This window comes from Cellulomonas aerilata, from assembly GCF_007991755.1.
Classification (GTDB): Bacteria; Actinomycetota; Actinomycetes; order Actinomycetales; family Cellulomonadaceae; genus Pengzhenrongella; species Pengzhenrongella aerilata.
In genome coordinates, this window is the sequence record NZ_BJYY01000001.1 from 371,179 (window position 1) to 391,587 (window position 20,409).

A 20,409-nucleotide genomic window follows, 5' to 3' on the forward strand; every position below is an offset into this window, starting at 1 on the left:
TACAGGCCTTATTTTCCCCGACCACCACGTCGGCGTAGTCGGCTGCTGAGTAGAGATGTAGCACGTCGTTGAGGTCGTTTCGCTCCCACTTGTCGTCGGCATTCACTGGGCGGAGGTGAAGGACCTCACGAATGCGCCCCAAGGCCGAAAGGCGGTAGAAGGCGTCCTCGGACTCTTGTTCGAGCCAGAGACCGAACTGTTCCGGCGTAAGGCCGCCGTCGAGTGCGGCGCGCGCCTTTGTGGGTCGGTTTGACCAGCAACACACGTCCCTTGTCATCGCGAAAAGGACACCCCGGCCACGCGAGGCGTGGCGAACTCCTCAGCCCCGGCCTCGGTCGCGGGGCTAGGATAGGTAGTCCTCGTCAGGCGGCGAGGATGCCTGCACGCGCAGCGATTACGTGCACTTCGGCACTCGGAATGACGCGGCGCGTCCGAAAGCCACTCGTGGAGCCGCGTGTGCGTCATGGAGTGGCGTCAGACCTGCTCCGGCACCAAGACTGACCTGCGGTGATGCTGGGAGCGGGTGACGGGAATCGAACCCGCGCTATCAGCTTGGGAAGCTGAAGTTCTGCCACTGAACTACACCCGCGCGGCGCCGACCGGGGCCGACGCGCGCCACAGAGCATACCGAACGCCGGAGGCGTCACGGACACGGACGGTCCGGCCAGCGCCCACGACCCAGCGGCTACCGTGGACCGGTGCTGCTCTCCGACCGTGACATCCGCGCCGAGCTCGACTCCGGACGGGTCGCGCTGGACCCCTACGAGCCGGCGATGGTCCAGCCGTCCAGCGTCGACGTGCGGCTCGACCGGTTCTTCCGGCTGTTCGACAACCACAGGTACCCGGTCATCGACCCGGCGGCGGACCAGCCGGACCTCACCCGGCTCGTGGAGGCGGAGGGCGAGGACCCGTTCGTGCTGCACCCGGGCGAGTTCGTCCTCGGGTCGACGTACGAGCAGGTCACCCTGCCCGACGACATCGCCGCGCGCCTCGAGGGCAAGTCGTCCCTGGGCCGCCTGGGGCTGCTCACCCACTCCACGGCCGGGTTCATCGACCCCGGCTTCACCGGGCACGTGACCCTCGAGCTGTCGAACGTCGCGACCCTGCCGATCCTGCTGTGGCCCGGCATGAAGATCGGCCAGCTCTGCTTCTTCCGGCTGTCGTCGCCGTCGGAGTTCCCGTACGGCTCCGCGCAGTACGGCTCGCGCTACCAGGGGCAGCGCGGCCCGACGCCGTCGCGGTCCTGGCAGGGCTTCCACCGCACCACCGTCTGACCGTGCCCCCGCCCATGCCGGACCTGCCGGTCGACGACCCGCGACCGGCCCGCCACCACCTGCTCGCCCTGCCGGACGACGTGGGCGCCGAGGAGGTCGAGGTCCTGGCGCTGAGCCGGTTCACGGCCGCGGGCTGGGACCGGCGCGTCCCGCAGACGGCGCCGCGCGGGCGGGCCGCGCGCGAGCCGCTCGCCGGGGTCGGCGTCCTGCGGCTGTCCCGGCACTCCACCATGGCAGGCCCGTACGCGGTCACCCCGGACGCCGTCCGGGCGCTCGGCCTGCCGGACGACACCGCCGCCGCCTTCGTCGTCACGTCACCGCGCGAACGGGGAGAGCCTCCGTACCCGGGCGGCGACCGGGAGGGCCTCAAGCGGGCGTTCCCGGACGCCATGCCGATCCGGGACGAGGAGCGCGTGCTGCGCTGGCTCGTCGACGCCGCCCGGCGGCTCGGCGGGGCGGTGCGCGTCGCCGACGGCGGGGTCGTCCTGATCCCCGACCCGGGCGCGGCCGTCGACCTCACGGTGTTCTCCGACGTGTGGCTCGAGCCGGCCACCGGGCTCGCCGTCGTCCAGCGCGCGACGCCGTCGGCCCGCCTCGCGCTCGACGCCGTCCCCTGGCAGGGTCCCTCGATCACCCCGCAGGCACCCGCGACCGGACCGGACGGCGCACCCCTGACCCGGCTGGGCGAGCGAGCGCGGCGCCGCGTGCACGACCGCTCCGCCGACTTCGACGCCGCCGCGCTGGCCGGCCCCGACGAGCTGACCGGGTACGGCGTGGAGGTCGACCTCGGCCCCGACGGGCTCGTCGTCGTCGAGGCGGGCGGTGACGAGGTGGTGCCGCTCGTGCTGCGCGGGCTGCCGTGGACCGCCCAGGGCGTGGTCACCTACCGGGTCCGCTGGGAGCCCGCGGACCTCGAGGAGCTCGAGCGCGAGCACCCCTCCGAGGCCCACCGGACCGCCCGGGCACGCGCGCAGGGTCTGGTCGCCGCGGCCGCTCGCGAGGTGCACGCCGTGGTCGGCGGGGAGGTGGCCGACGCGGCCGAGTTCCTCGTCGACCCCGCCGACCTCTGAGGCGCCCCTCGGTTCGTGACGTGCCTCACAGTGGTCACCTGCTACTACCGCACGGTAGGGGGCGGTCGAAAGGAGGAGGACCCGGGCATCGGTCCGGCCCCCTCGCGACCTGGGACACGCCATGACCTCCGCACCCGTTCGTACCGCGCGCTATCGCGCACTCGTCGCCCTGCTGCTGGCGGCGGTCGTGGCGCCCGTGTCCGCGCCGGTCGTCGCGCAGGCGGCACCCAGCAACAAGGTCACCATCTGCCATCGCACGGCCTCCGTGAAGAACCCGTACCGGCGCATCACCGTCGCCAAGTCTGCGGTGGACGAGTCCAGGACCAAGAACCACACGCACCACGACGACCCCGTCTTCGTCCCGGGCCGTCTGTACGCACCGAACGCCAAGGTCTGGGGCGACATCATCCGCCCGGTGGCGTCGGGCAACCGGATCTACACGACCGGGGTGAACTGGCCCAGCGGCGCCACCACCGTCGACGGCGCGCTGGTCCAGCTGGGACTCACCGGCGCGTGCCGCGGCATGAAGGCGCAGAAGTTCTTCAACGTGCAGACCGACGCGGGCGTACCGCGCGACGCCATCCTGGCGGACCTCAAGGAGCAGGCCGCCGACGGCGACCCGGCCGCGACCGGCCTGGCGGCGATGACGTACGACCCGACCATGGGGCCCGACGACGGGTTCGTCGACATCCCGGAAGAGGACGGCCTGGACACCGTCGACCCCGTTCCGGACCCCACGCCGACTCCCACGCCGACGCCGACGCCGACCCCCACGCCGACCCCGACTCCCACGCCGACGCCGACTCCCACGCCGACGCCGACGCCGGCGCCGACCCCCACGCCGACGCCGACGCCGACGCCGACGCCGACGCCGACGCCGACGCCGACCCCCACGCCGACTCCGACTCCCACGCCGACTCCGACACCCACGCCGACGCCGACGCCGACGCCGACGCCGACTCCCACGCCGACTCCCACGCCGACGCCGACCCCAACGCCGACGCCCACGCCGACCCCGACCCCCACGCCCACGCCGACTCCCACGCCGACCCCCACCCCCACGCCGACGCCGACTCCCACGCCGACTCCGACACCCGCTCCCACACGGCAGATCATCGACGGCACGGTGTGGCTGGACCTCGACCGCGACGGGGTCCACGGACCTCGCGAGAGGGGGGTCCCGGGGGTCCGTGTCGAGCTCGTGCGAGACGTCCTCCAGGCCGTCGGCGGCGGTGGCGGGCGTGGGCTCATGGCGACCGCGCCAGCCGTGATCGGGACCGAGACGACCGTGGTGGCGTCACGAATCACCGACGCCTCCGGCTCCTTCTCGTTCGGGTCGCTGCCGGTCGGCACCTACCGGGTCGTGGCGCACCGGCCGCAGTCGCTGTCCGTGACGTGGGACTCCGAGGGAGCTGCCGACGCGTCCGCCGAGGTCGTGCTGCCCGAGGGGCAGGACAGGGACGCGCACGTCGGTCTGGCCGGGGGCGCCGAGCTCGCGTCGCCCGTGCGGCGCGGTGGGGTGCCGCTGACAGGGGACGTCGTCCTGCGGTGGGCCGGTCTGGACGGTGCCATGGGCACCTACGACGACCTGCGCCTGCCGGTCACCCCGGTGGGCGGCCTTGTCGGCGTCTCCGGTCTGCCCGAGGGGACGTACGTCCTGGAGACGGAGGACGGGTCGGCGGTCTCCGCGTCGCTGGAGCTGGCCCCGGGCACGCCGTTCTCCGGCGTCGTCGTGGTCCCGAGCGCACCTGCCGAGCCGCTTCCGGTGCAGGTCGGCACCACGCCGACGGTCGTCACCACGCCGACGGCCACGCCGCCGGTCGTCGCGGCGTCACCGGCCGGCGCGGCGGTTCGAGCGCCGGCACAGCTGCCGGTCACCGGGGCGACGGTGGCGCCCTCCGGTGCCGCGGCAGGACTGCTCGTCACCGTCGGTGGCGTCCTCGTCGCCGTCGCACGCCGCACCCGGCGGACCCCGCGACACCGGGCGTAGGGCTTCGAGCCCCCGGCGGATCCGGTCGTCCGCCGCGGGTTCGATGAACGGCCCTTGATACAGTGATGGCAATCCCGTGACGCACCGCCTCGCGGGAGGCATCTCAGGACGCGCGCCTGCACTCCGGCGCCGACACAACTCCAGAGGCCCGGCAACCCCAGCCTCCCAGCACCATCCGGGATGCCGTGCACGTGGCCATCCCTGACCACCGCCCACCCGCCCCCGACCGGACGGAGCGGACGTGCTGATCCTCCTCACGGCCCACCTGCTCATGGCGCTCGCCGCCCCCACGCTCGTCGCGTGGCTCGGGCGGCGCGCGTACCTCCTGCTGGCGCTCGCGCCGGCGTCGGCGGCCGGGTGGGCGCTCAGCCACACGTCCGCCGTGACCGCGGGGGACGGGCCGGTCGAGGTCGTCGAGTGGGTGCCGGGCCTGTCCCTGGAGCTGGCGTTCCGGCTGGACACGCTGTCCTGGCTCATGGTGCTGCTCGTCGGCGGGGTCGGCGCGCTGGTGCTCGTCTACTCCTCGGCCTACTTCTCCCCGCGCGCCGGCGGGCTGGGCCGCTTCGCGGGCGTGCTCGTGGCGTTCGCCGGCGCGATGCTCGGCCTGGTGGCCAGCGACGACCTGCTGCTCCTCTACGTGTTCTGGGAGCTGACCACGGTCTTCTCCTACCTGCTCATCGGCCACTACGCGGACCGCAAGGCCAGCCGGCGTGCGGCCATGCAGGCCATCGTCATCACCACCGCGGGCGGGCTCGCGATGCTCGTCGGGCTCGTGCTGCTCGGCCACGGCGCCGGGTCCTACCGGCTGTCGGACGTGATCGCCGACCCGCCCGGCGGCACCCTCGCGACGGTCGCGGTGCTGCTGCTCCTCGCCGGCGCCGCGACGAAGTCCGCGCTCATCCCGCTGCACTTCTGGCTCCCGGCCGCCATGGCCGCGCCGACCCCGGTCAGCGCCTACCTGCACGCGGCCGCGATGGTGAAGGCGGGCGTCTACCTCGTCGCCCGGTTCGCCCCCGCGTACGCCGACCTGACCGCCTGGCGGGTCGTCGTGCTGACGCTGGGATGCGGGACGCTGCTGCTCGGCGGGTACCGCGCGCTGCGCCAGCACGACCTCAAGCTCGTCCTCGCCTTCGGCACCGTCAGCCAGCTCGGCCTGCTGGTGCTGCTCGTCGGGTACGGCACCCGGGCGGCGGCGCTCGCGGGCCTCGCCCTGCTCGGCGCGCACGCCATGTTTAAGGCGTCGCTGTTCCTCGTGGTCGGCGTGGTCGACGCCGCGACCGGCACGCGCGACCTGCGCCGGCTGTCCGGCGTCGGGCGGGCGCTGCCGATCACCGCGACCGCCGGCGCCCTCGCGACCGCGTCGATGATCGGGCTGCCGCCGTTCGCCGGGTACGTCGCGAAGGAGGCCGCGCTCGAGGCGCTGTGGCACGACGACGACGGCGGCTGGGCGGGCGCGGTCGTGCTCGCGGCGGTCGTCGTCGGGTCCGCGCTGACCGCGGCCTACGGCCTGCGGCTGTTCTGGGGCGCCTTCGCCCGCAAGAAGGCCCCGGCGGCCGACGGGTTCGCCGCGGTCAGCCGGCCCTCCCTCGTCCTGGTCGCGCCCGCCATGACCCTCGCCCTGCTCGGGATCGCGGTCGCGGCGGTGCCCGGCGCGGGGGACGAGCTGCTCTCGCCGTTCGCGAGCACCTACCCCCGCGGCGAGGCCGGGCACCTGACCTTGTGGGCCGGGTTGACCCCGACGCTCGGGCTCACCGTCGCGGTGCTCGCCGGCGGGCTGACCCTGTTCCTCCTGCGGGACCGGGTCGAGCGCGCGCAGGCTCGGGTCAGCCGCGCCCCCGACGCCGACGCCGTCTACCGCCGCACCATGCGCCGCCTGGACGACGTCGCCGCGGACGTCACCGCCGTCACCCAGCGCGGGTCGCTGCCGTTCTACCTCAGCGCGATCCTCGTCGTGCTGGTCGCACTCACCGGCTGGGCGCTGGTCACCGGGACCGAGCTGCCCGCCACCGTCCGGCTCGCGGACTCCCCGGTGCAGGTGGTCGTGGCCACGCTGGTCGTCGTCGCGGCGGTGCTCGCCGCCCGCTCGCGGCGCCGCCTGAAGTCCGTCGTCCTGCTGGGCGCGTCCGGCTACGGGGTCGCCATCCTGTTCCTCGTGCACGGGGCGCCGGACCTCGCGCTGACCCAGGTGCTCGTGGAGACGATCACGCTGGTCGTCTTCGTGCTGGTGCTGCGCCGGCTCCCCCCGTACTTCTCCGACCGGCCGCTAGCCCGGAGCCGGTGGCTGCGGCTTGCGATCGCCTTCGCCGTCGGCGGGACCGTCGGGATCATGGCGCTGGTCGCCCCCGGCGCCCGCATGCACCCGCCGCAGTCCGTGCCGTTCCCGGAGGAGGCCGTCGCGTTCGGCGGCGGCAAGAACATCGTCAACGTCGTCCTGGTCGACATCCGCGCCTGGGACACGATGGGCGAGATCGCGGTGCTCCTGGTCGCCGCCACCGGCGTCGCGTCGCTGATCTTCCTGCAGCGCCGCAGCGGTGACATCCACCGCCTGGACGACGTCGACCAGCACGCCGAGGCCCGGGTGTGGGGCGGCGGCCCGGACGTCGGCGCCGCGCTGCGCGTCCCGGCCCCAACGCCCGCCGACGGACGGCACGGCCGCGAGGCCACCGGACCGGTGACGGTCGGGATGGCGGCGCGCCGGTCACGGGCGTGGCTGCGTGCGGAGGAGACGCTGGCGCCCCAGCGGCGCTCGGTCATCTTCGAGGTCGTCACCCGGCTGCTGTTCCACACCATGGTCGTCGTCGCGGTGTACCTGCTGTTCGCCGGGCACAACGCCCCGGGCGGCGGGTTCGCGGCCGGTCTCGTCGTCGGCATCGCGCTGATCGTGCGGTACCTCGCCGGTGGCCGCTACGAGCTCGGGGAGGCCGCGCCGGTGCACCCGGGCCTGCTGCTCGGGACCGGGCTGTTCCTGTCCGCGGGGGTGGGCCTGGTCGCGCTGCTGGCCGGCGGCGAGGTGCTGCAGAGCACCATCGTCGACATCCCCGTCCCGGTCATCGGCACGCTGCACCTGGTGACGTCCCTGTTCTTCGACATGGGCGTGTTCCTCGTCGTCGTCGGCCTCGTGCTGGACGTCCTGCGCTCGCTCGGCGCGGAGATCGACCGGCGGGCGGAGCTCGAGGGCGGGGACGCCGGCGGGTCCGAGCACGGCGTCGGCGGCACCGTGCCCCGCCGGTCCGGGACGTCGGACGGGGCGGCGTCCGCGCGCGCGTCCGGCGCGACGTCGTCGTCCGTGCGCAGCACCGAGGAGGTGGCCCCGTGATCGACCCCGACATGACCCCCAACCTGCTGCTGGTGGTGGTCGTGGTGGCGCTGGTGACCACCGGCGTCTACCTGCTGCTGGAGCGGAGCCTGACCCGCGTGATCATCGGGCTGGTCCTGATCGGCAACGGCGTCAACGTGCTGTTCCTGCTCTCCGGCGGCCGGGCGGGCGGCGCGCCGATCGTCGGCACGACCCCGGTCGAGGAGATGAGCGACCCGCTGCCCCAGGCGATGGTCCTCACCGCCATCGTCATCACGCTCGGCATGACCGCCTTCCTGCTCGCCATGGCGTACCGCTCGTGGCAGCTGAACCGCCACGACGAGGTGCAGGACGACCTGGAGGACCGGCGCATCGCGCGGATGGCCGCCGCCGACCAGCCCGCGTTCGAGGACGACACCCAGGACACCCGCACGGACCTGGAGGTCGAGGCCGCCGAGGCGCGCGACGAGACCGGCGACCGCGAGGACGAGCAGGAGGTGGTGCGCACGTGACCGACTGGACCTGGCTCGTGCCGCTGCCCGTCGTCCTGCCGCTGACCGGCGCCGGCCTGGCCCTCGCGCTGTGGAAGCACGGCCGCGCCCAGCAGCTCATCACCCTGGTCGCCCTCACGCTGACGCTCGCCGCCTCGCTCGCGCTGCTCTGGCGGGCCGACGCCGGGACGCTCGTCGTCGACGCCGGCGGCTGGTCGGCCCCGGTGGGCGTCAACCTGGTCGCGGACCGGCTCTCGGCGCTCATGCTGGCGATCTCGTCCGCGGTGACCCTCGCCGTCCTGGTCTACTCCCTCGCGCAGGGTGTGGCGGACGGCGACGAGGAGACGCCGGTCGCGATCTTCCACCCCACCTACCTGGTGCTGGCCGCCGGCGTCGCGATCGCGTTCCTGTCCGGCGACCTGTTCAACCTCTACGTCGGCTTCGAGGTGCTGCTCGCGGCGAGCTACGTGCTCATCACGCTCGGCGGCTCGGCGGAGCGCATCCGGTCGGGGACGATCTACATCGTCGTCGCGCTGGTGTCCTCGCTGGTCTTCCTGCTCGCGCTGGCGCTGACCTACGCCGCCGCGGGGACCGTGAACATGGCCCAGCTCGCGCAGCGGCTGCCCGACATCGACCCCGGCGTCGCGCTCCTCCTGCAGCTGCTCCTGCTGCTCGCGTTCGGCATCAAGGCCGCGATCTTCCCGCTGTCCGCGTGGCTTCCCGACTCCTACCCGACCGCCCCCGCGCCGGTCACCGCCGTCTTCGCCGGGCTGCTCACCAAGGTCGGCGTCTACGCGATCCTGCGCGTGCAGACCCTGCTGTTCCCCGGTGGGAGGGCGGACGACCTGCTGCTGTGGGCGGCGCTGGCCACCATGGTCATCGGCATCCTCGGCGCGGTCGCGCAGAACGACATCAAGCGTCTGCTGTCCTTCACGCTGGTCAGCCACATCGGCTACATGATCTTCGGCATCGCGCTGTCGTCGCAGGTGGGGACCGCCGCCGCGATCTTCTACGTCGTCCACCACATCACCGTGCAGACCACGCTGTTCCTCGTCGTCGGGCTGCTCGAGCGCCGCGGCGGGTCCACGTCCCTGGACCACCTCGGCGGGCTGGCGAAGATCGCCCCGTTCCTCGCGGTGCTGTTCTTCGTCCCGGCGATGAACCTCGCCGGCGTGCCGCCCTTCTCGGGGTTCCTCGGCAAGGTCGGGCTCATCCAGGCCGGCGTCGTCGCCGGCACGCCGCTGGCGTACGCGCTGGTCGCCGGCAGCGTCGTGACGTCGCTGCTGACCCTGTACGCGCTGGTCAAGGCGTGGAACAAGGCCTTCTGGCAGACCGCCCCGGAGACCGTCGAGCCCATGCGGCTGCCGCGCGGCATGGTCGGCTCCGCGGCGGCGCTCGTGGTGCTCGGCGTCGGGCTGACCGCGGTCGCCGGGCCCCTGTACGGGTACACCGAGCGTGCCGCCGGGGACCTGCGGGCCCGGCTGCCGTACATCGAGGCCGTGCTCACCGAGGACGGGCGGGGCGACGGGGTGTCGGACGACGTCTCCCGCGCGGCGTCGCCCCCGCCGGCAGGGGCGCCGGTCGGGTCGACGCGGACGGGGGACGACTCGTGAGCCTGCACGCGCGTCGGCGCCGCGCCGCCGTCCAGTGGCCCACCCTCGGGTGGCTCACCGTCGTCTGGGTGCTGCTGTGGGGCGAGGTGTCGGTCGGCAACGTGCTCGCCGGGCTCCTCGTCGCGCTCGCGGTCAGCGTCGCGACGCCGCTGCCACCGATCGCCGCGGGTGGCCGGGTGCGGCCGGTGGCGTGCGCCCGGCTGGTGGGCCGGTTCGCCGTGGACGTCGTGGTGGCCAGCTTCCAGGTCGGCGTGCAGGCGTTCCGTCCCCGTCCGCCGCAGAGCGCCGTGATCGGGGTCCGGCTCCGCAGCTCGTCCGACCTGTACCTCACGCTGACCGCCGAGCTGTGCTCGCTGGTCCCCGGGTCGGTCGTCGTCGAGGCGCACCGGCTCACCGGGACGCTGTACCTGCACGTCCTCGACGTCGACGGGCCGGAGGGCATCGAGGCGGCCCGACGCCGGGTTCTCGAGCAGGAGGAGCGGGTCCTGCGGGCGTTCGCCTCCGACGCCCAGCTCGCCGCCGCCGGTCTGGGAGCCCCCCGTCCGTCGGCGCCGGTCACCCCGGAGGTGCACGCATGACCGCCGTCGTCCTGGTCTGCGCCGTGCTGCTCGCGGCGGCGGCGATCCTCGCGGTCGTCCGCGCCGAGCGGGGACCGAGCATGCTCGACCGCACGGTCGCGCTGGACGTGCTCACCACGACGCTCGTCGCCTTCGTCGGCCTGGAGGCGGCGTGGTCACGACGCACGGACACCATCCCGGTGCTGGTGGCGCTGTCGCTGGTCGGCTTCGTGGGCTCGGTGACGATCGCCCGGTTCGCGTCCCGTGAGCCACCCGGTGAGGGTCGCGTGCGCACGCGCGAGGAGATCGCGCGGGACGAGGCCGCACGCGAGGAGGCCGTGCGAGCGGCCGGCGGGCTGGACGGGACCGGCCCGGCCGACGGGGTCGACGGGGGGAGGGGGTGACGGGCCGATGGGCGTGGTGAGCTGGTCCGCGGTGGCCGACGTCCTCGCGGCGCTGTGCCTGCTGGGGGGTGCGCTGCTGGCGTTCGCCGCCGGTGTCGGGGTGGTCCGCTTCCCCGACCTGCTGGCCCGGATGCACTCGGCGACCAAGCCGCAGGTGCTCGGGCTCGTGCTCGTGCTGATCGGGCTGGCCCTGCGGCTGCGGTCCGGTCCGGCGCTGTGGATGCTCGTGCTCGTCGCGGTCTTCCAGATGCTGACGTCGCCGGTCGCGGCCCACATGGTCGGCCGGGCGGGCTACCGCACCGGCAAGGTCCGCCAGGAGCTCCTGGTGGTCGACGAGCTGACCGCCGACCAGGACGCGGCGCGGCGTGCGGCCGGGCTGGACGCCGACGGCGACCCGCACGGCGCACACCGGTCGTAGCGACCGACGCCGGCAGACGCGCGTCGGTGGGCCGGTGGGGGCCGGCCGGCTCAGTCGGTCACGGTGATGCGCAGGACCACCCGGTCCCGGCGGCCACGGGCCACGAGCCGCTCGACCAGCATCATCACGCGGTACTCCACCGGGTACTTGCCGCGCACCAGCCCGGTCAGCCGCCGGGCGGTCCCGGCGTCGCTCACGATCTGCGCGACCCCGCGGCTCGTCGGCGCGCCCTCCTTCACCGTGCCGGTCCGGCTGCACGGCCGGAGCTCGACCCGCGGGGTGTGCCGCAGCCGCTTGACCTTCCCGCTGGCGGACGGCGTCGTCACGGCGAGCGCGTCGCCGTCCCGGGCGATCCACACCGGCGTCGAGACCGGTGCGCCGGTCCGCCGGAAGGTCGTCAGGGAGACGAACGGCTCCCGGCCGAGGTCGTCGAGGGTGGGGCGGGCGGGCGGCGTGGTCACCGGGCCACTGTCCCCGCCGGCGGGCGGGTCCGCGCGGTGGGGCGCACCGGCTGGCGTCGTGGCCGCACCGGTCCCCCGGACGACGTGTCAGCCGGACGAGTCAGTGCCGGGTGAAACGCGTGGGCCGAACGAGGTGACCACGCCGTCCCGTGCAGACGTACGTGCCCTTGAATAGGTACTTTTCGGACATGTCCCCGCCTCCCGAGTCCGCCGACAGCGCATCCAGCAAGGCTCGGCCCCAAGCTGACAGCCGACCGCTGTGGCTCGGCCTGTCACCGCGCATGGTCCTGGTCGTCGGGATGTCGATCAGCGTGCTCCTGAGCGCGGTCAGCCTGGCCATCTGGCTGCCGTGGCACGACGTCGAGTCGGGCCCGAGGTTCGGCCTTCTCCAGCTCACCGGGGTCGACCGGGAGGGAGGCTTCCCCGCCTGGTTCTCCTCCGGCCTGCTGCTCGCCTGCGCGGCCTCGCTCGGCACCGTCGCAGAGGGCGTGCGACGCTCGGGCGAGCGCCGGCACTGGCCCTGGCTCCTGCTCGCCGTCGCCTTCACGTACCTGAGCATGGACGAGGCGGTAGCCCTCCACGAGCAGGCCATCGACCCCGTCCAGTCGGCGCTCGACCTCGGAGGCCCGTTCTTCTACGGCTGGGTCGTCGTCGCCATCCCGGCGGTTGTCGTGCTCGGCGTCGTGCTGCTTCCGTTCCTGCGGTCCCTGGAGCCGTGGACCCGTCGAGCCTTCCTCGTCGCCGGCGCCCTCTACGTCGGGGGGGCGCTCGGACTGGAGATGGTGGAGGGCCTGATCGCCGAGGCGGGCGGGCGGGGCTCGACCGCGATGCAGATCGCGGTGACAGTCGAGGAGCTCTTGGAGATGGTGGGGCTGACCATCTTCCTCGCGGCAGTCAACGAGCACCGCCGGCGGTACGTCGAGCGCGCCCACCTCCTGGCGGTCGCGCCGCCGGGCTGACGCCGGTCGACCTCCCGGCGATGCATGCCGGTCGGCTGACGGCGCGCGTCAGCTGAGGAAGCGCGCCGTCGCGCGAGTGGCCAGGACCCGGGTCAACGCGGCGATGGCTCCCGTGATCGCGGCCGCCACCGCGACCTCGGACAGGCCGGCGTCCCCCTCGTCCTCCGCCTTCGGCGGGACGTGACCCGTGACGGAGCGCCACGCGGTCGAGACGGCCTTCTGCGCGACCCAGGCCGCACCCCCGGCCACGAGGAGGCCGACGACCTTCGAGACGGTGGACTGGGTGGACTGGTCGACCACGGGGAACCTCCTGGAGCGGGTGGGCAGCGGGCCCACGGTAGCGGTGCGCCGTGCCGCTGTGCCGGACGGGGGCTCGGGCCGGAGGTCAGGCGGTCCCGGTGGCGGCACGCCGTGCCGCGGCACGGGTGACGGCCCGCCGCGCCAGCGGGTCGGTGAGCCGCGGCATCAGCGGGCCGAGCACCGCCATCGTCAGGACGTAGGCCGCGACGGTCGGGGCGAGGCGCGGGTGGACCCCGGAGCCGGCGAGGCCGGCGATGACGATCGAGAACTCGCCGCGCGGCGCCAGGACGGCACCGGCACGGATCTGGCCACCGGGCCCGATGCCGGCGCGCCGGGCCGCCAGGATGCCCGTCGCCATCTTCGTCAGGACGCCGACGACGACCAGCACCATCGCCGGCAGCAGCACGGACGGCAGCTGCGACGGGTCGGTGGACAGCCCGAAGAAGACGAAGAACACCGCGGCGAACAGGTCCCGCAGCGGCTCCAGCAGCGGCCGCGCGAGGTGGGCGACCTCCCCGGACAGCGCGATGCCGAGCAGGAAGGCCCCGACCGCCGCCGAGACGTGCACGCCCTCCGCGGCCCCCGCCACGAGCAGCGCGAGCCCCAGCACCCGCAGCAGCAGCACCTCCGGACCGGCGTCGGCCGCGACCAGCCGGGTCACCTGGTGCCCGTACCGCAGCGCGACGACCAGGACCACCGCGAGCACGAGGAGCGCGATCCCGACGGACTGCAGCGCGCCGGCGCCACCGGACGCCGCCAGGACCGCCGTGAGGACCGGGAGGTAGACCGCCATCGCGAGGTCCTCCAGCACGAGGATCCCCAGCACGGTCGGCGTCTCGCGGTTGCCGAGGCGGCCCAGGTCCGTCAGGACCTTGGCGATGATCCCGGACGAGCTGACCGCGGTGACCCCCGCCATCGCGAGCGCGCTGACCGGGCCCCACCCGAGCGCGAGGGCGACGACGGCGCCGGGCACGCCGTTGAGGACCAGGTCCAGGACGCCGATGGGCGCCTGCTGCCGCAGCTGGCCGACCAGGTCGGCGGCGGAGTACTCCAGCCCGAGCAGCAGGAGCAGCAGGACGACGCCGATCTCGGAGCCCGCCGCGAAGAACCCGTCGGGCGCCTCCAGGGGCACCAGGCCGCCGGAGCCGAACGCCAGCCCGGCGAGCAGGTACAGCGGGATGGGGGAGAACCCGAACCGCCCGGCGAGCCGGGCGAGCACCCCCAGCCCGAACAGGACCGCGCCGAGCTCGACGAGCAGCTGCGCCGTGTGCACCTGTCAGCCGTCGGCCAGCAGCCGCGCGACAGCAGCCACACCCTCGTCCGTGCCGACGACGATCACCTTGTCACCGGCCTGGAAGCGGAAGGAGGGCGTCGGCGACGGCGTCACCTCCTCGTGCCGGACGACGGCGACCACGGAGGCACCGGTCCGGCTGCGGATCTGCGCGTCACCGAGCGTCCGCCCCGCGTAGGGCGAGCCGGGGGGCACCGGCACGCCCTCGGTCGCGATGCCCTCGACCTGCTCGCGCAGCCGGGCCAGCCGCTCGGTGACCCGAGGCGCCCCGAGCAGCTCGGCCAGCATGGCGGCCTCCTCGGGGCCCAGGTGCAGGACCGCCCGCGACGCGTCGGGGTCGTGCCGGTCGTACAGGACGAGCTCGCGGTCGCCGTTGACCTGCGAGACGACCCCGATGCGCTGACCGCCGCGGATCGACAGGTCGTGCCGCAGCCCGACCCCCGGGAGCCGCGTCTCCTCGATGTCCACGTCGTGCCCTCCCACCGTCGTCGCCTGCGCCCGCCACCGCTTGCGCCCGCCACTGTAGGCGCCCCCCGGCGGGCGGACCGGGCGCGCAGCGGTAGGCTCGGCGGTGAACGACAGGGGAGCGCCGCCGGGTCACCGGACAGCGCTGAGAGTGCGGTGAACCGCAGACCCTCGAACCTGATCCGGTTTGCACCGGCGTAGGGAGTCGGGCTTCTCAGTCCTCGTGAGCCGTCGGCGCCCGCGCGCCCGATGCCTCGCGAGGACCCCCTCCTGCATCCGAGGAGGAGATCGACCATGGCAAGGACCCTTCCCACCCCCGTCCGTCCGCGCGCCACCACGGCGAGGACGGTGGCCGTCGGTGTCACCGGCCTGGCGCTGGCCGGCTGCTCCGTGGCCGGCACCGGCGCGGCGCCCGACGAGGCGTCGTCGGGCCCCGGCAGCACCGTGACCCTGGTGACGCACGAGTCGTTCGCCGTCGACGAGGACGTGCTCGCGGCCTTCGAGGAGCGGTCCGGGCTGACCGTGGAGATCGTCCAGCAGGGGGACGGCGGCGCGCTGGTCAACCAGCTCGTGCTGACCCGCGAGTCGCCGCTCGGCGACGCCGTGTTCGGGATCGACAACTCGTTCGCGTCCCGTGCGATCGACGAGGGCGTGGTCGAGCCCTACGTCTCGCCGGAGCTGTCCGCCGGCGCCGCGGCCCTGGCACCCGACGACGCCGGCCACCTCAGCGCGGTGGACCTGGGCGACGTCTGCGTCAACGTCGACCACACGTGGTTCGCCGAGCGCGGCATCCCCGAGCCGGTGACCCTGCAGGACCTGACCGAGCCGGCGTACCGCGACCTGCTCGTCGTGCAGAACCCGGCGACGTCGTCCCCGGGCCTGTCGTTCCTGCTCGCGACCGTGGGCGCGTTCGGCGAGGACGGCTGGACGGGGTACTGGCAGGCGCTGCGCGACAACGGTGTCCGGGTGGTCGACGGCTGGTCGGACGCCTACACCGTGGACTTCTCCGGGTCGTCCGGGGCGGGCCCGCGCCCGCTGGTGGTCTCCTACGCGTCCTCGCCGCCGGCCGAGGTGCCCGAGGGAGCGACGCAGGCGCCGACCGGCGCCCTGCTCGACACGTGCTTCCGGCAGGTCGAGTACGCCGGGGTGCTCGCCGGGACGGACAACCCCGAGGGTGCCCGCGAGGTCGTGGACTTCCTGCTGGGCGCGGAGTTCCAGGCCGGCGTCCCCGAGCAGATGTACATGTACCCCGCGGACGACCACGTCGCGCTGCCGCCGGCGTGGCAGGCGTTCGCGCCACTGTCCCCGCAGCCGTTCACGGTCGCGCCCGACGAGATCGACGCCCACCGCGACGAGTGGATCCGGACGTGGACCGACACCGTCGTGGGCTAGGCGCCGGGGCCCGGCTCGCGCCGCTCGGCTGGGTGCTCGCGGCCGCGGTGCCGCTGGCGTTCCTCGCGTCCTTCTTCGGCTGGCCGGTCGCCACGCTGGTCGGGCGCGGGTTCACCACCGACGGCGTGCTGGACCTGAGCGGGTTCGCCGACGTGGCGGCGCGCCCGCGCACGTGGCGGATCGTCGGGCAGACGCTGGGGCAGGCCGCTGCCGGCACGGTGGTGTCCCTGCTGCTCGGGATCCCGGGGGCGTACGTGCTGCACCGGTGCCGCTTCCGCGGACGCGGCCTGGTCCGGGCCTTCGTCACCGTGCCGTTCGTGCTGCCGACCGTGGTGGTCGGTGTCGCGTTCCGGTCGCTGCTCGTTGAGGGCGGCCCGCTGGCGTCCCTGCACCTGGACGGCACGTTCACCGCGATCGTCGCCGCGCTGGTGTTCTTCAACTACGCCGTGGTCGTCCGGACGGTGGGAGGGCTGTGGGAGAACCTGGACCCGCGGGCCGAGCAGGCGGCACGCGCCCTGGGAGCGCCGCCGTGGCGCGCCTTGCTCACCGTGACGCTGCCGGCGCTGGGGCCCGCGATCGCGTCGGCCGGGTCGCTGGTGTTCCTGTTCTGCGCGACGGCGTTCGGGACGGTGCTGGTGCTCGGCGGTCCGCGCTACGGGACGGTCGAGACCGAGATCTGGATCCAGACCACGCAGTTTCTCGACCTGCGGACCGCGTCGGTGCTGTCCGTCGTCCAGCTCGTGCTGGTCGCCACGGCGCTCGCGGTCGCCGGACGGGCCCGCGCCCGGCAGGAGCGTGCGCTGCACCTGGCCTTGCCCACCCGCTCCGCGCGCACGCTCACCTGGGCGGGCTCCGGGTGGGGGGAGCGGTGCGCCGTCGTGCTGACCGGCGCGGTCGTCGTGGCGCTCGCGCTGCCGCTCGCGACGCTCGCCGTCCGCTCGCTGCGCACGTCCGACGGCTGGGGGCTGGACCACTACGTCGCCCTGGGGACGACCGGCGCCGGGGCGCTGTCGGTGTCCGTGTGGCAGGCGGCGGTGAACTCTCTGCGGGTCGCCGTCGACGCGACCCTGCTCGCCGTCGTGGTCGGCGGGCTGGTCGCGCTCGTGGTGTCCCGCAAGCCCCGGCGACGGTCCGGCCGGCGCGCCGTCCGGCTGCTCGACGCGGTGTTCATGCTGCCGCTGGGGGTGTCGGCGGTGACCGTCGGGTTCGGCGTGCTGATCACCCTGGACCGGCCGCTCGGCCTGCCGGTGGACCTGCGCACCAGCGGGCTGCTGGTCCCGGTCGCGCAGGCCGTCGTGGCCGTGCCCCTCGTCGTGCGGACCGTCCTGCCGGTGCTGCGGGCCATCGACCCGCGGCTGCGCGAGGCCGCCGCGGCGATGGGCGCCGCGCCGGGGCGGGTGCTCGCCACGGTCGACCTGCCGATCGTCGCGCGGGCGCTGGGCCTCGCGGTCGGGTTCGCGTTCGCGGTGTCGCTGGGGGAGTTCGGGGCGACGTCGTTCCTGGCGCGGCCGGACAGCCCGACGCTGCCGGTCGTGGTGTTCCGCCTGATCGGGCGCCCGGGGGCGGAGAGCGCCGGGATGGCGCTCGCGGCGTCGGTCGTGCTCGCCGTGATGACGGCCGGGGTGATGGCGCTCGCGGAGCGGCTCCGCGCGCCGGGGCAGGGAGGTCTGCTGTGAGGGTCCGGGACGCGAGGGTGCGGGACGCGCAGGTGGCGCAGGAGACGGCGCAGGCCGAGGCCGGGGGCGTGCCGGCGGTCGTGGCGCCCGCGCCGGGCCGTCCGGTCCGGCCGGCGACCGCGGCGGGCGGGACGGGGTCCGGGCTGCGGGTCCGGGACCTCGTCGTGCGCTACGACGACGGCGGCGCGGGCGTCACGACGGCGGTCGCCGGCGTCTCGCTCGACGTGGCACCCGGGGAGGTGGTGGCGCTGCTCGGGCCGTCCGGGTGCGGCAAGTCGAGCCTGCTGCGGGCCGTCGCCGGGCTGGAGCCGCCCGCCGCCGGGACAGTGTCCTGGGACGGGGCGGACCTCGCCGACGTGCCGGTGCACCGCCGCGGGTTCGGGCTGATGTTCCAGGAGGGACAGCTGTTCGCCCACCGCGACGTCGCGCACAACGTCGCGTACGGCCTGCAGATGGCGGGCGTGCCCCGCGGCGAGCGGACGCGGCGGGTCGCCGACGGGCTGCGTGCCGTCGGCCTCGACGGGTACGGACGTCGCGCGGTGAGCACGCTGTCCGGCGGGGAGCAGCAGCGGGTCGCGCTCGCACGGGCGCTGGCGCCCGCCCCGCAGCTGCTGCTGCTCGACGAGCCGCTCTCGGCCCTCGACCGGGCGCTGCGCGAGCGGCTGGCCGCGGACGTCCGGTCCACGCTGGTCGCGACCGGCACCACCGCGCTGTTCGTCACCCACGACCACGACGAGGCGTTCACGGTCGCCGACCGGGTCGCGGTGATGAGCGCCGGGCGGATCCTGCGGATCGACACCCCCGCCCGGCTCTGGCGACGGCCCGGCTCGCGCGCCGTCGCGGAGTTCCTCGGCTACCGGGCGTTCGTCCCGCTGGACGAGACGACCCCCGTGGCGTCTGCGGTGCGGCGGGCCCTGGCCGCGGAGGCCGGGTCGGCCCGGGCGGACCGCGGCGGGGCGGCGCGGGCTGGCGCGGTCGCCGCGCTCGCGGAGGGGGCGCTGGTCGTCCTGCCGTCGGGCGAGGCGACGGTGTCTGGCGTCGTCGAGCAGGGTGTCGTCGTGCACGGTGTCGTGGTGCGGGCGGCGTTCCGCCGGGGCCGCAGCGAGGTGCTCGTCGAGGTCGAGGGCGCCGGCCGGGTGACGGCGGTCGCCCCCGGGGTCAGCACGGTCCATCCCGGGGACCGGGTCGGTCTGGCGGTCGACACGGAGCTCGTCGCCGTCCTGACGGGCTGACGCTGCGTCACGATGTCGCCCATGCCTCGTTCCCTGTCCGGTCCGCGTCAGGACGGTCTCGTCGCGCTCGCGGTGCTCACCCTCGCCGTCGCGGCCGTCGTCCTGCTCGGGCAGACCCTGGCCGCCGGTGACGACATGCTGCTCCTCCAGCTCGAGGGCCGTGGTGCGGGACCTGCGGGCAACTTCGTCGCCGGGTCGCTGGTCGGGCTGGTGCTCGCCGGCATCGGCATCGCCGCCGCCGTGCGGGTCTCCGGAAAGGACGGCTCCTGGCCCGGTGCGCTGCTGGTGGTCGGGACGGCGCTCGCGGCGCTGGCCGGCGCGCTGCTCGCGATGGTCGCGGCCCAGGGCTCGGTCGGGATGTCGGTGGCCGACGCCGTCGCGGTGCGCGGCGCGACCGCACCCGGCCAGTGGGTCACGGGGGTCACCGCCCTGGTGCTCGCCGGGGCGGCGGTCCCGTGCGTCGTCGTCGGGGCGCGCCGGTGGAGGCGGACGGGCTGACGGGCGGCGGCTCGTCCGGCGGGCACGTCCCGGACGCCCGTCCCGGCCGGTCCCGGTGTCGTCCCCGCGTGTGACCATGCTGGGGTGGACGGCGAGCGCAGGGTGGTGTCGACGACGCTGCCCGTGGACCTGCGGCGCACGCTCGCGCCGCTGCGGCACGGTCACCGCGACCCGGCCCACGTCCTGACGGTCGACGGGGCGATCTGGCGGGCCACCCGCCTGACCACCGGCCCGGTGACGATCCGGCTCGCGCCGCTGACGCCGACCGCGGTGCAGGTCGCCGCGTGGGGGCTCGGTGCGGCGCAGGCGCTGGAGGCCGCGCCCGCCCTGCTCGGCGAGCTCGACGACGCCTCCACCTTCGACCCCCCGCCGGGCCCGGTCCGGGACGCCTACCGCCGCTCGTCCGCGGTCCGGCTCACTCGCAGCGACCGGGTCCTGGAGGCGCTCGTGCCGGCGATCCTCGAGCAGCGGGTGATCACCCGGACCGCTCACGACGCCTGGCGCTGGCTGCTGCTGCGGCACGGCGAGCCCGCGCCCGGGCCGGGGCCGGCCGGGATGCGCGTCCCGCCGACCGCGCAGGCCTGGGCCGACGTCCCGGTCTGGGACTTCCACCTCGCCGGCGTCGACCCCCGACGCGCGCGGGCCGTCGTCGCCGCGGCCCGCCTCGCCCACCGCCTCGAGGAGGCGACCGCGCTGGGGACCGTGGAGACGACCCGACGACTGCTGCTGGTCCCCGGCGTCGGGCAGTGGACCGCGGCGGAGACCACGCAGCGGGCGCTGGGCGACGCCGACGCCGTCCCGCTCGGCGACTACCACCTGCCCGGTCAGGTGGGATGGGCCCTCACCGGCGAGCGGACCGACGACGCCGGCATGCTCGCCCTGCTCGCGCCGTACCGCCCGCACCGGTGGCGCGTCGTCCGGCACCTGCTGCTGACCGGCATGGCGCGGGTCCCGCGCCGCGGACCACGGCTGACGATCGAGGACCACCGGCGGCGCTGAGGCCGCGTGGGACCTCCTCGGGTC

19 protein-coding genes, 1 tRNA gene and 1 riboswitch are annotated in these 20,409 nt (G+C 75.1%); of the genes, 15 read left to right on the top strand and 5 right to left on the bottom strand.

Annotated elements, in window-relative coordinates; genetic code table 11:
- Window positions 1–518 precede the first annotated feature (518 nt).
- Window positions 519–589 (bottom strand) — tRNA-Gly (locus CAE01nite_RS01615).
- Between the two features lie 109 nt (window positions 590–698).
- Here CAE01nite_RS01615 and dcd point away from each other — a divergent pair.
- From dcd to mnhG, 9 genes are all read left to right on the top strand, one after another.
- The gene (dcd, locus tag CAE01nite_RS01620; RefSeq protein WP_146898938.1) at window positions 699–1,274 is read left to right on the top strand and encodes a dCTP deaminase; all 576 of its coding nucleotides are present in this window, start codon (window positions 699–701) and stop codon (window positions 1,272–1,274) included.
- A gap of 2 nt (window positions 1,275–1,276) precedes the next feature.
- On the top strand, window positions 1,277–2,344 hold the full coding sequence (locus CAE01nite_RS01625; RefSeq protein ID WP_246130936.1) for a hypothetical protein: 1,068 nt from the start codon (window positions 1,277–1,279) through the stop codon (window positions 2,342–2,344).
- Between the two features lie 121 nt (window positions 2,345–2,465).
- Window positions 2,466–4,334, top strand: a complete 1,869-nt coding sequence (locus tag CAE01nite_RS17965) for an SdrD B-like domain-containing protein (protein WP_186816370.1) — start codon at window positions 2,466–2,468, stop codon at window positions 4,332–4,334.
- A gap of 241 nt (window positions 4,335–4,575) precedes the next feature.
- On the top strand, window positions 4,576–7,650 hold the full coding sequence (locus CAE01nite_RS01635) for a Na+/H+ antiporter subunit A (RefSeq protein ID WP_146898940.1): 3,075 nt from the start codon (window positions 4,576–4,578) through the stop codon (window positions 7,648–7,650).
- Window positions 7,651–7,661: 11 nt separating this feature from the next.
- On the top strand, window positions 7,662–8,141 hold the full coding sequence (locus CAE01nite_RS01640) for a Na(+)/H(+) antiporter subunit C (protein ID WP_186816391.1): 480 nt from the start codon (window positions 7,662–7,664) through the stop codon (window positions 8,139–8,141).
- Window positions 8,138–9,733, top strand: a complete 1,596-nt coding sequence (locus tag CAE01nite_RS01645; protein ID WP_146898943.1) for a Na+/H+ antiporter subunit D — start codon at window positions 8,138–8,140, stop codon at window positions 9,731–9,733. Before CAE01nite_RS01640 ends, CAE01nite_RS01645 begins: the two co-directional genes overlap by 4 nt.
- The gene (locus CAE01nite_RS01650; protein WP_146898945.1) at window positions 9,730–10,311 is read left to right on the top strand and encodes a Na+/H+ antiporter subunit E; all 582 of its coding nucleotides are present in this window, start codon (window positions 9,730–9,732) and stop codon (window positions 10,309–10,311) included. The genes CAE01nite_RS01645 and CAE01nite_RS01650 overlap by 4 nt, the downstream gene beginning before the upstream one ends.
- The gene (locus CAE01nite_RS01655) at window positions 10,308–10,694 is read left to right on the top strand and encodes an MrpF/PhaF family protein (protein WP_146898948.1); all 387 of its coding nucleotides are present in this window, start codon (window positions 10,308–10,310) and stop codon (window positions 10,692–10,694) included. The genes CAE01nite_RS01650 and CAE01nite_RS01655 overlap by 4 nt, the downstream gene beginning before the upstream one ends.
- Before the next feature lie 7 nt (window positions 10,695–10,701).
- A complete protein-coding gene (gene mnhG, locus CAE01nite_RS01660) occupies window positions 10,702–11,112 on the top strand; it encodes a monovalent cation/H(+) antiporter subunit G (protein ID WP_146898950.1) in 411 nt (136 codons plus the stop codon).
- 50 nt (window positions 11,113–11,162) lie between these two features.
- Here the strand turns inward: mnhG and CAE01nite_RS01665 are convergent, their stop codons facing one another.
- Complete coding sequence (locus CAE01nite_RS01665; protein WP_146898953.1) at window positions 11,163–11,573, bottom strand: PPOX class F420-dependent oxidoreductase; 411 nt, start codon at window positions 11,571–11,573, stop codon at window positions 11,163–11,165.
- 188 nt (window positions 11,574–11,761) lie between these two features.
- Here CAE01nite_RS01665 and CAE01nite_RS01670 point away from each other — a divergent pair, with 188 nt between their 5' ends.
- Window positions 11,762–12,532: a DUF8692 domain-containing protein gene (locus CAE01nite_RS01670; protein WP_146898956.1), complete on the top strand. Its 771-nt coding sequence runs from the start codon at window positions 11,762–11,764 to the stop codon at window positions 12,530–12,532.
- Window positions 12,533–12,580: 48 nt separating this feature from the next.
- On the opposite strand, the gene CAE01nite_RS01675 is transcribed toward CAE01nite_RS01670, so the two are convergent.
- The 3 genes from CAE01nite_RS01675 to CAE01nite_RS01685 all read right to left on the bottom strand — a co-directional run bounded on the left by CAE01nite_RS01675 (window position 12,581) and on the right by CAE01nite_RS01685 (window position 14,591).
- Window positions 12,581–12,832 carry a DUF4235 domain-containing protein gene (locus tag CAE01nite_RS01675; RefSeq protein ID WP_146898959.1) on the bottom strand — a complete coding sequence of 84 codons (252 nt, stop codon included), beginning with the start codon at window positions 12,830–12,832 and terminating at the stop codon, window positions 12,581–12,583.
- A gap of 85 nt (window positions 12,833–12,917) precedes the next feature.
- Window positions 12,918–14,105: a cation:proton antiporter gene (locus CAE01nite_RS01680; protein WP_146898961.1), complete on the bottom strand. Its 1,188-nt coding sequence runs from the start codon at window positions 14,103–14,105 to the stop codon at window positions 12,918–12,920.
- 3 nt (window positions 14,106–14,108) lie between these two features.
- Window positions 14,109–14,591, bottom strand: a complete 483-nt coding sequence (locus tag CAE01nite_RS01685) for a cation:proton antiporter regulatory subunit (RefSeq protein WP_146898964.1) — start codon at window positions 14,589–14,591, stop codon at window positions 14,109–14,111.
- Between the two features lie 102 nt (window positions 14,592–14,693).
- Window positions 14,694–14,809, top strand: a riboswitch (TPP riboswitch).
- A gap of 73 nt (window positions 14,810–14,882) precedes the next feature.
- Here CAE01nite_RS01685 and CAE01nite_RS01690 point away from each other — a divergent pair.
- From CAE01nite_RS01690 to CAE01nite_RS01710, 5 genes are all read left to right on the top strand, one after another.
- Complete coding sequence (locus CAE01nite_RS01690; protein WP_146898969.1) at window positions 14,883–15,980, top strand: thiamine ABC transporter substrate-binding protein; 1,098 nt, start codon at window positions 14,883–14,885, stop codon at window positions 15,978–15,980.
- A complete protein-coding gene (locus CAE01nite_RS01695) occupies window positions 15,956–17,656 on the top strand; it encodes an ABC transporter permease (RefSeq protein ID WP_246130937.1) in 1,701 nt (566 codons plus the stop codon). Before CAE01nite_RS01690 ends, CAE01nite_RS01695 begins: the two co-directional genes overlap by 25 nt.
- An 80-nt stretch (window positions 17,657–17,736) precedes the next feature.
- The gene (locus tag CAE01nite_RS01700; RefSeq protein ID WP_146899838.1) at window positions 17,737–18,888 is read left to right on the top strand and encodes an ABC transporter ATP-binding protein; all 1,152 of its coding nucleotides are present in this window, start codon (window positions 17,737–17,739) and stop codon (window positions 18,886–18,888) included.
- 21 nt (window positions 18,889–18,909) lie between these two features.
- Window positions 18,910–19,386, top strand: a complete 477-nt coding sequence (locus CAE01nite_RS01705; protein WP_146898975.1) for a hypothetical protein — start codon at window positions 18,910–18,912, stop codon at window positions 19,384–19,386.
- A gap of 84 nt (window positions 19,387–19,470) precedes the next feature.
- On the top strand, window positions 19,471–20,385 hold the full coding sequence (locus tag CAE01nite_RS01710) for a DNA-3-methyladenine glycosylase family protein (RefSeq protein ID WP_246130938.1): 915 nt from the start codon (window positions 19,471–19,473) through the stop codon (window positions 20,383–20,385).
- Window positions 20,386–20,409 lie beyond the last annotated feature (24 nt).

What these genes read in the sequence shown, in the direction of transcription:
- CAE01nite_RS01640 (WP_186816391.1), top strand. Translation starts at nt 7,662, where the DNA reads ATGACCCCCAACCTGCTGCTGGTGGTGGTCGTGGTGGCGCTGGTGACC.
- CAE01nite_RS17965 (WP_186816370.1), top strand. Translation starts at nt 2,466, where the DNA reads ATGACCTCCGCACCCGTTCGTACCGCGCGCTATCGCGCACTCGTCGCC.
- CAE01nite_RS01655 (WP_146898948.1), top strand. Translation starts at nt 10,308, where the DNA reads ATGACCGCCGTCGTCCTGGTCTGCGCCGTGCTGCTCGCGGCGGCGGCG.
- CAE01nite_RS01670 (WP_146898956.1), top strand. Translation starts at nt 11,762, where the DNA reads ATGTCCCCGCCTCCCGAGTCCGCCGACAGCGCATCCAGCAAGGCTCGG.
- CAE01nite_RS01705 (WP_146898975.1), top strand. Translation starts at nt 18,910, where the DNA reads ATGCCTCGTTCCCTGTCCGGTCCGCGTCAGGACGGTCTCGTCGCGCTC.
- mnhG (WP_146898950.1), top strand. Translation starts at nt 10,702, where the DNA reads ATGGGCGTGGTGAGCTGGTCCGCGGTGGCCGACGTCCTCGCGGCGCTG.
- CAE01nite_RS01690 (WP_146898969.1), top strand. Translation starts at nt 14,883, where the DNA reads ATGGCAAGGACCCTTCCCACCCCCGTCCGTCCGCGCGCCACCACGGCG.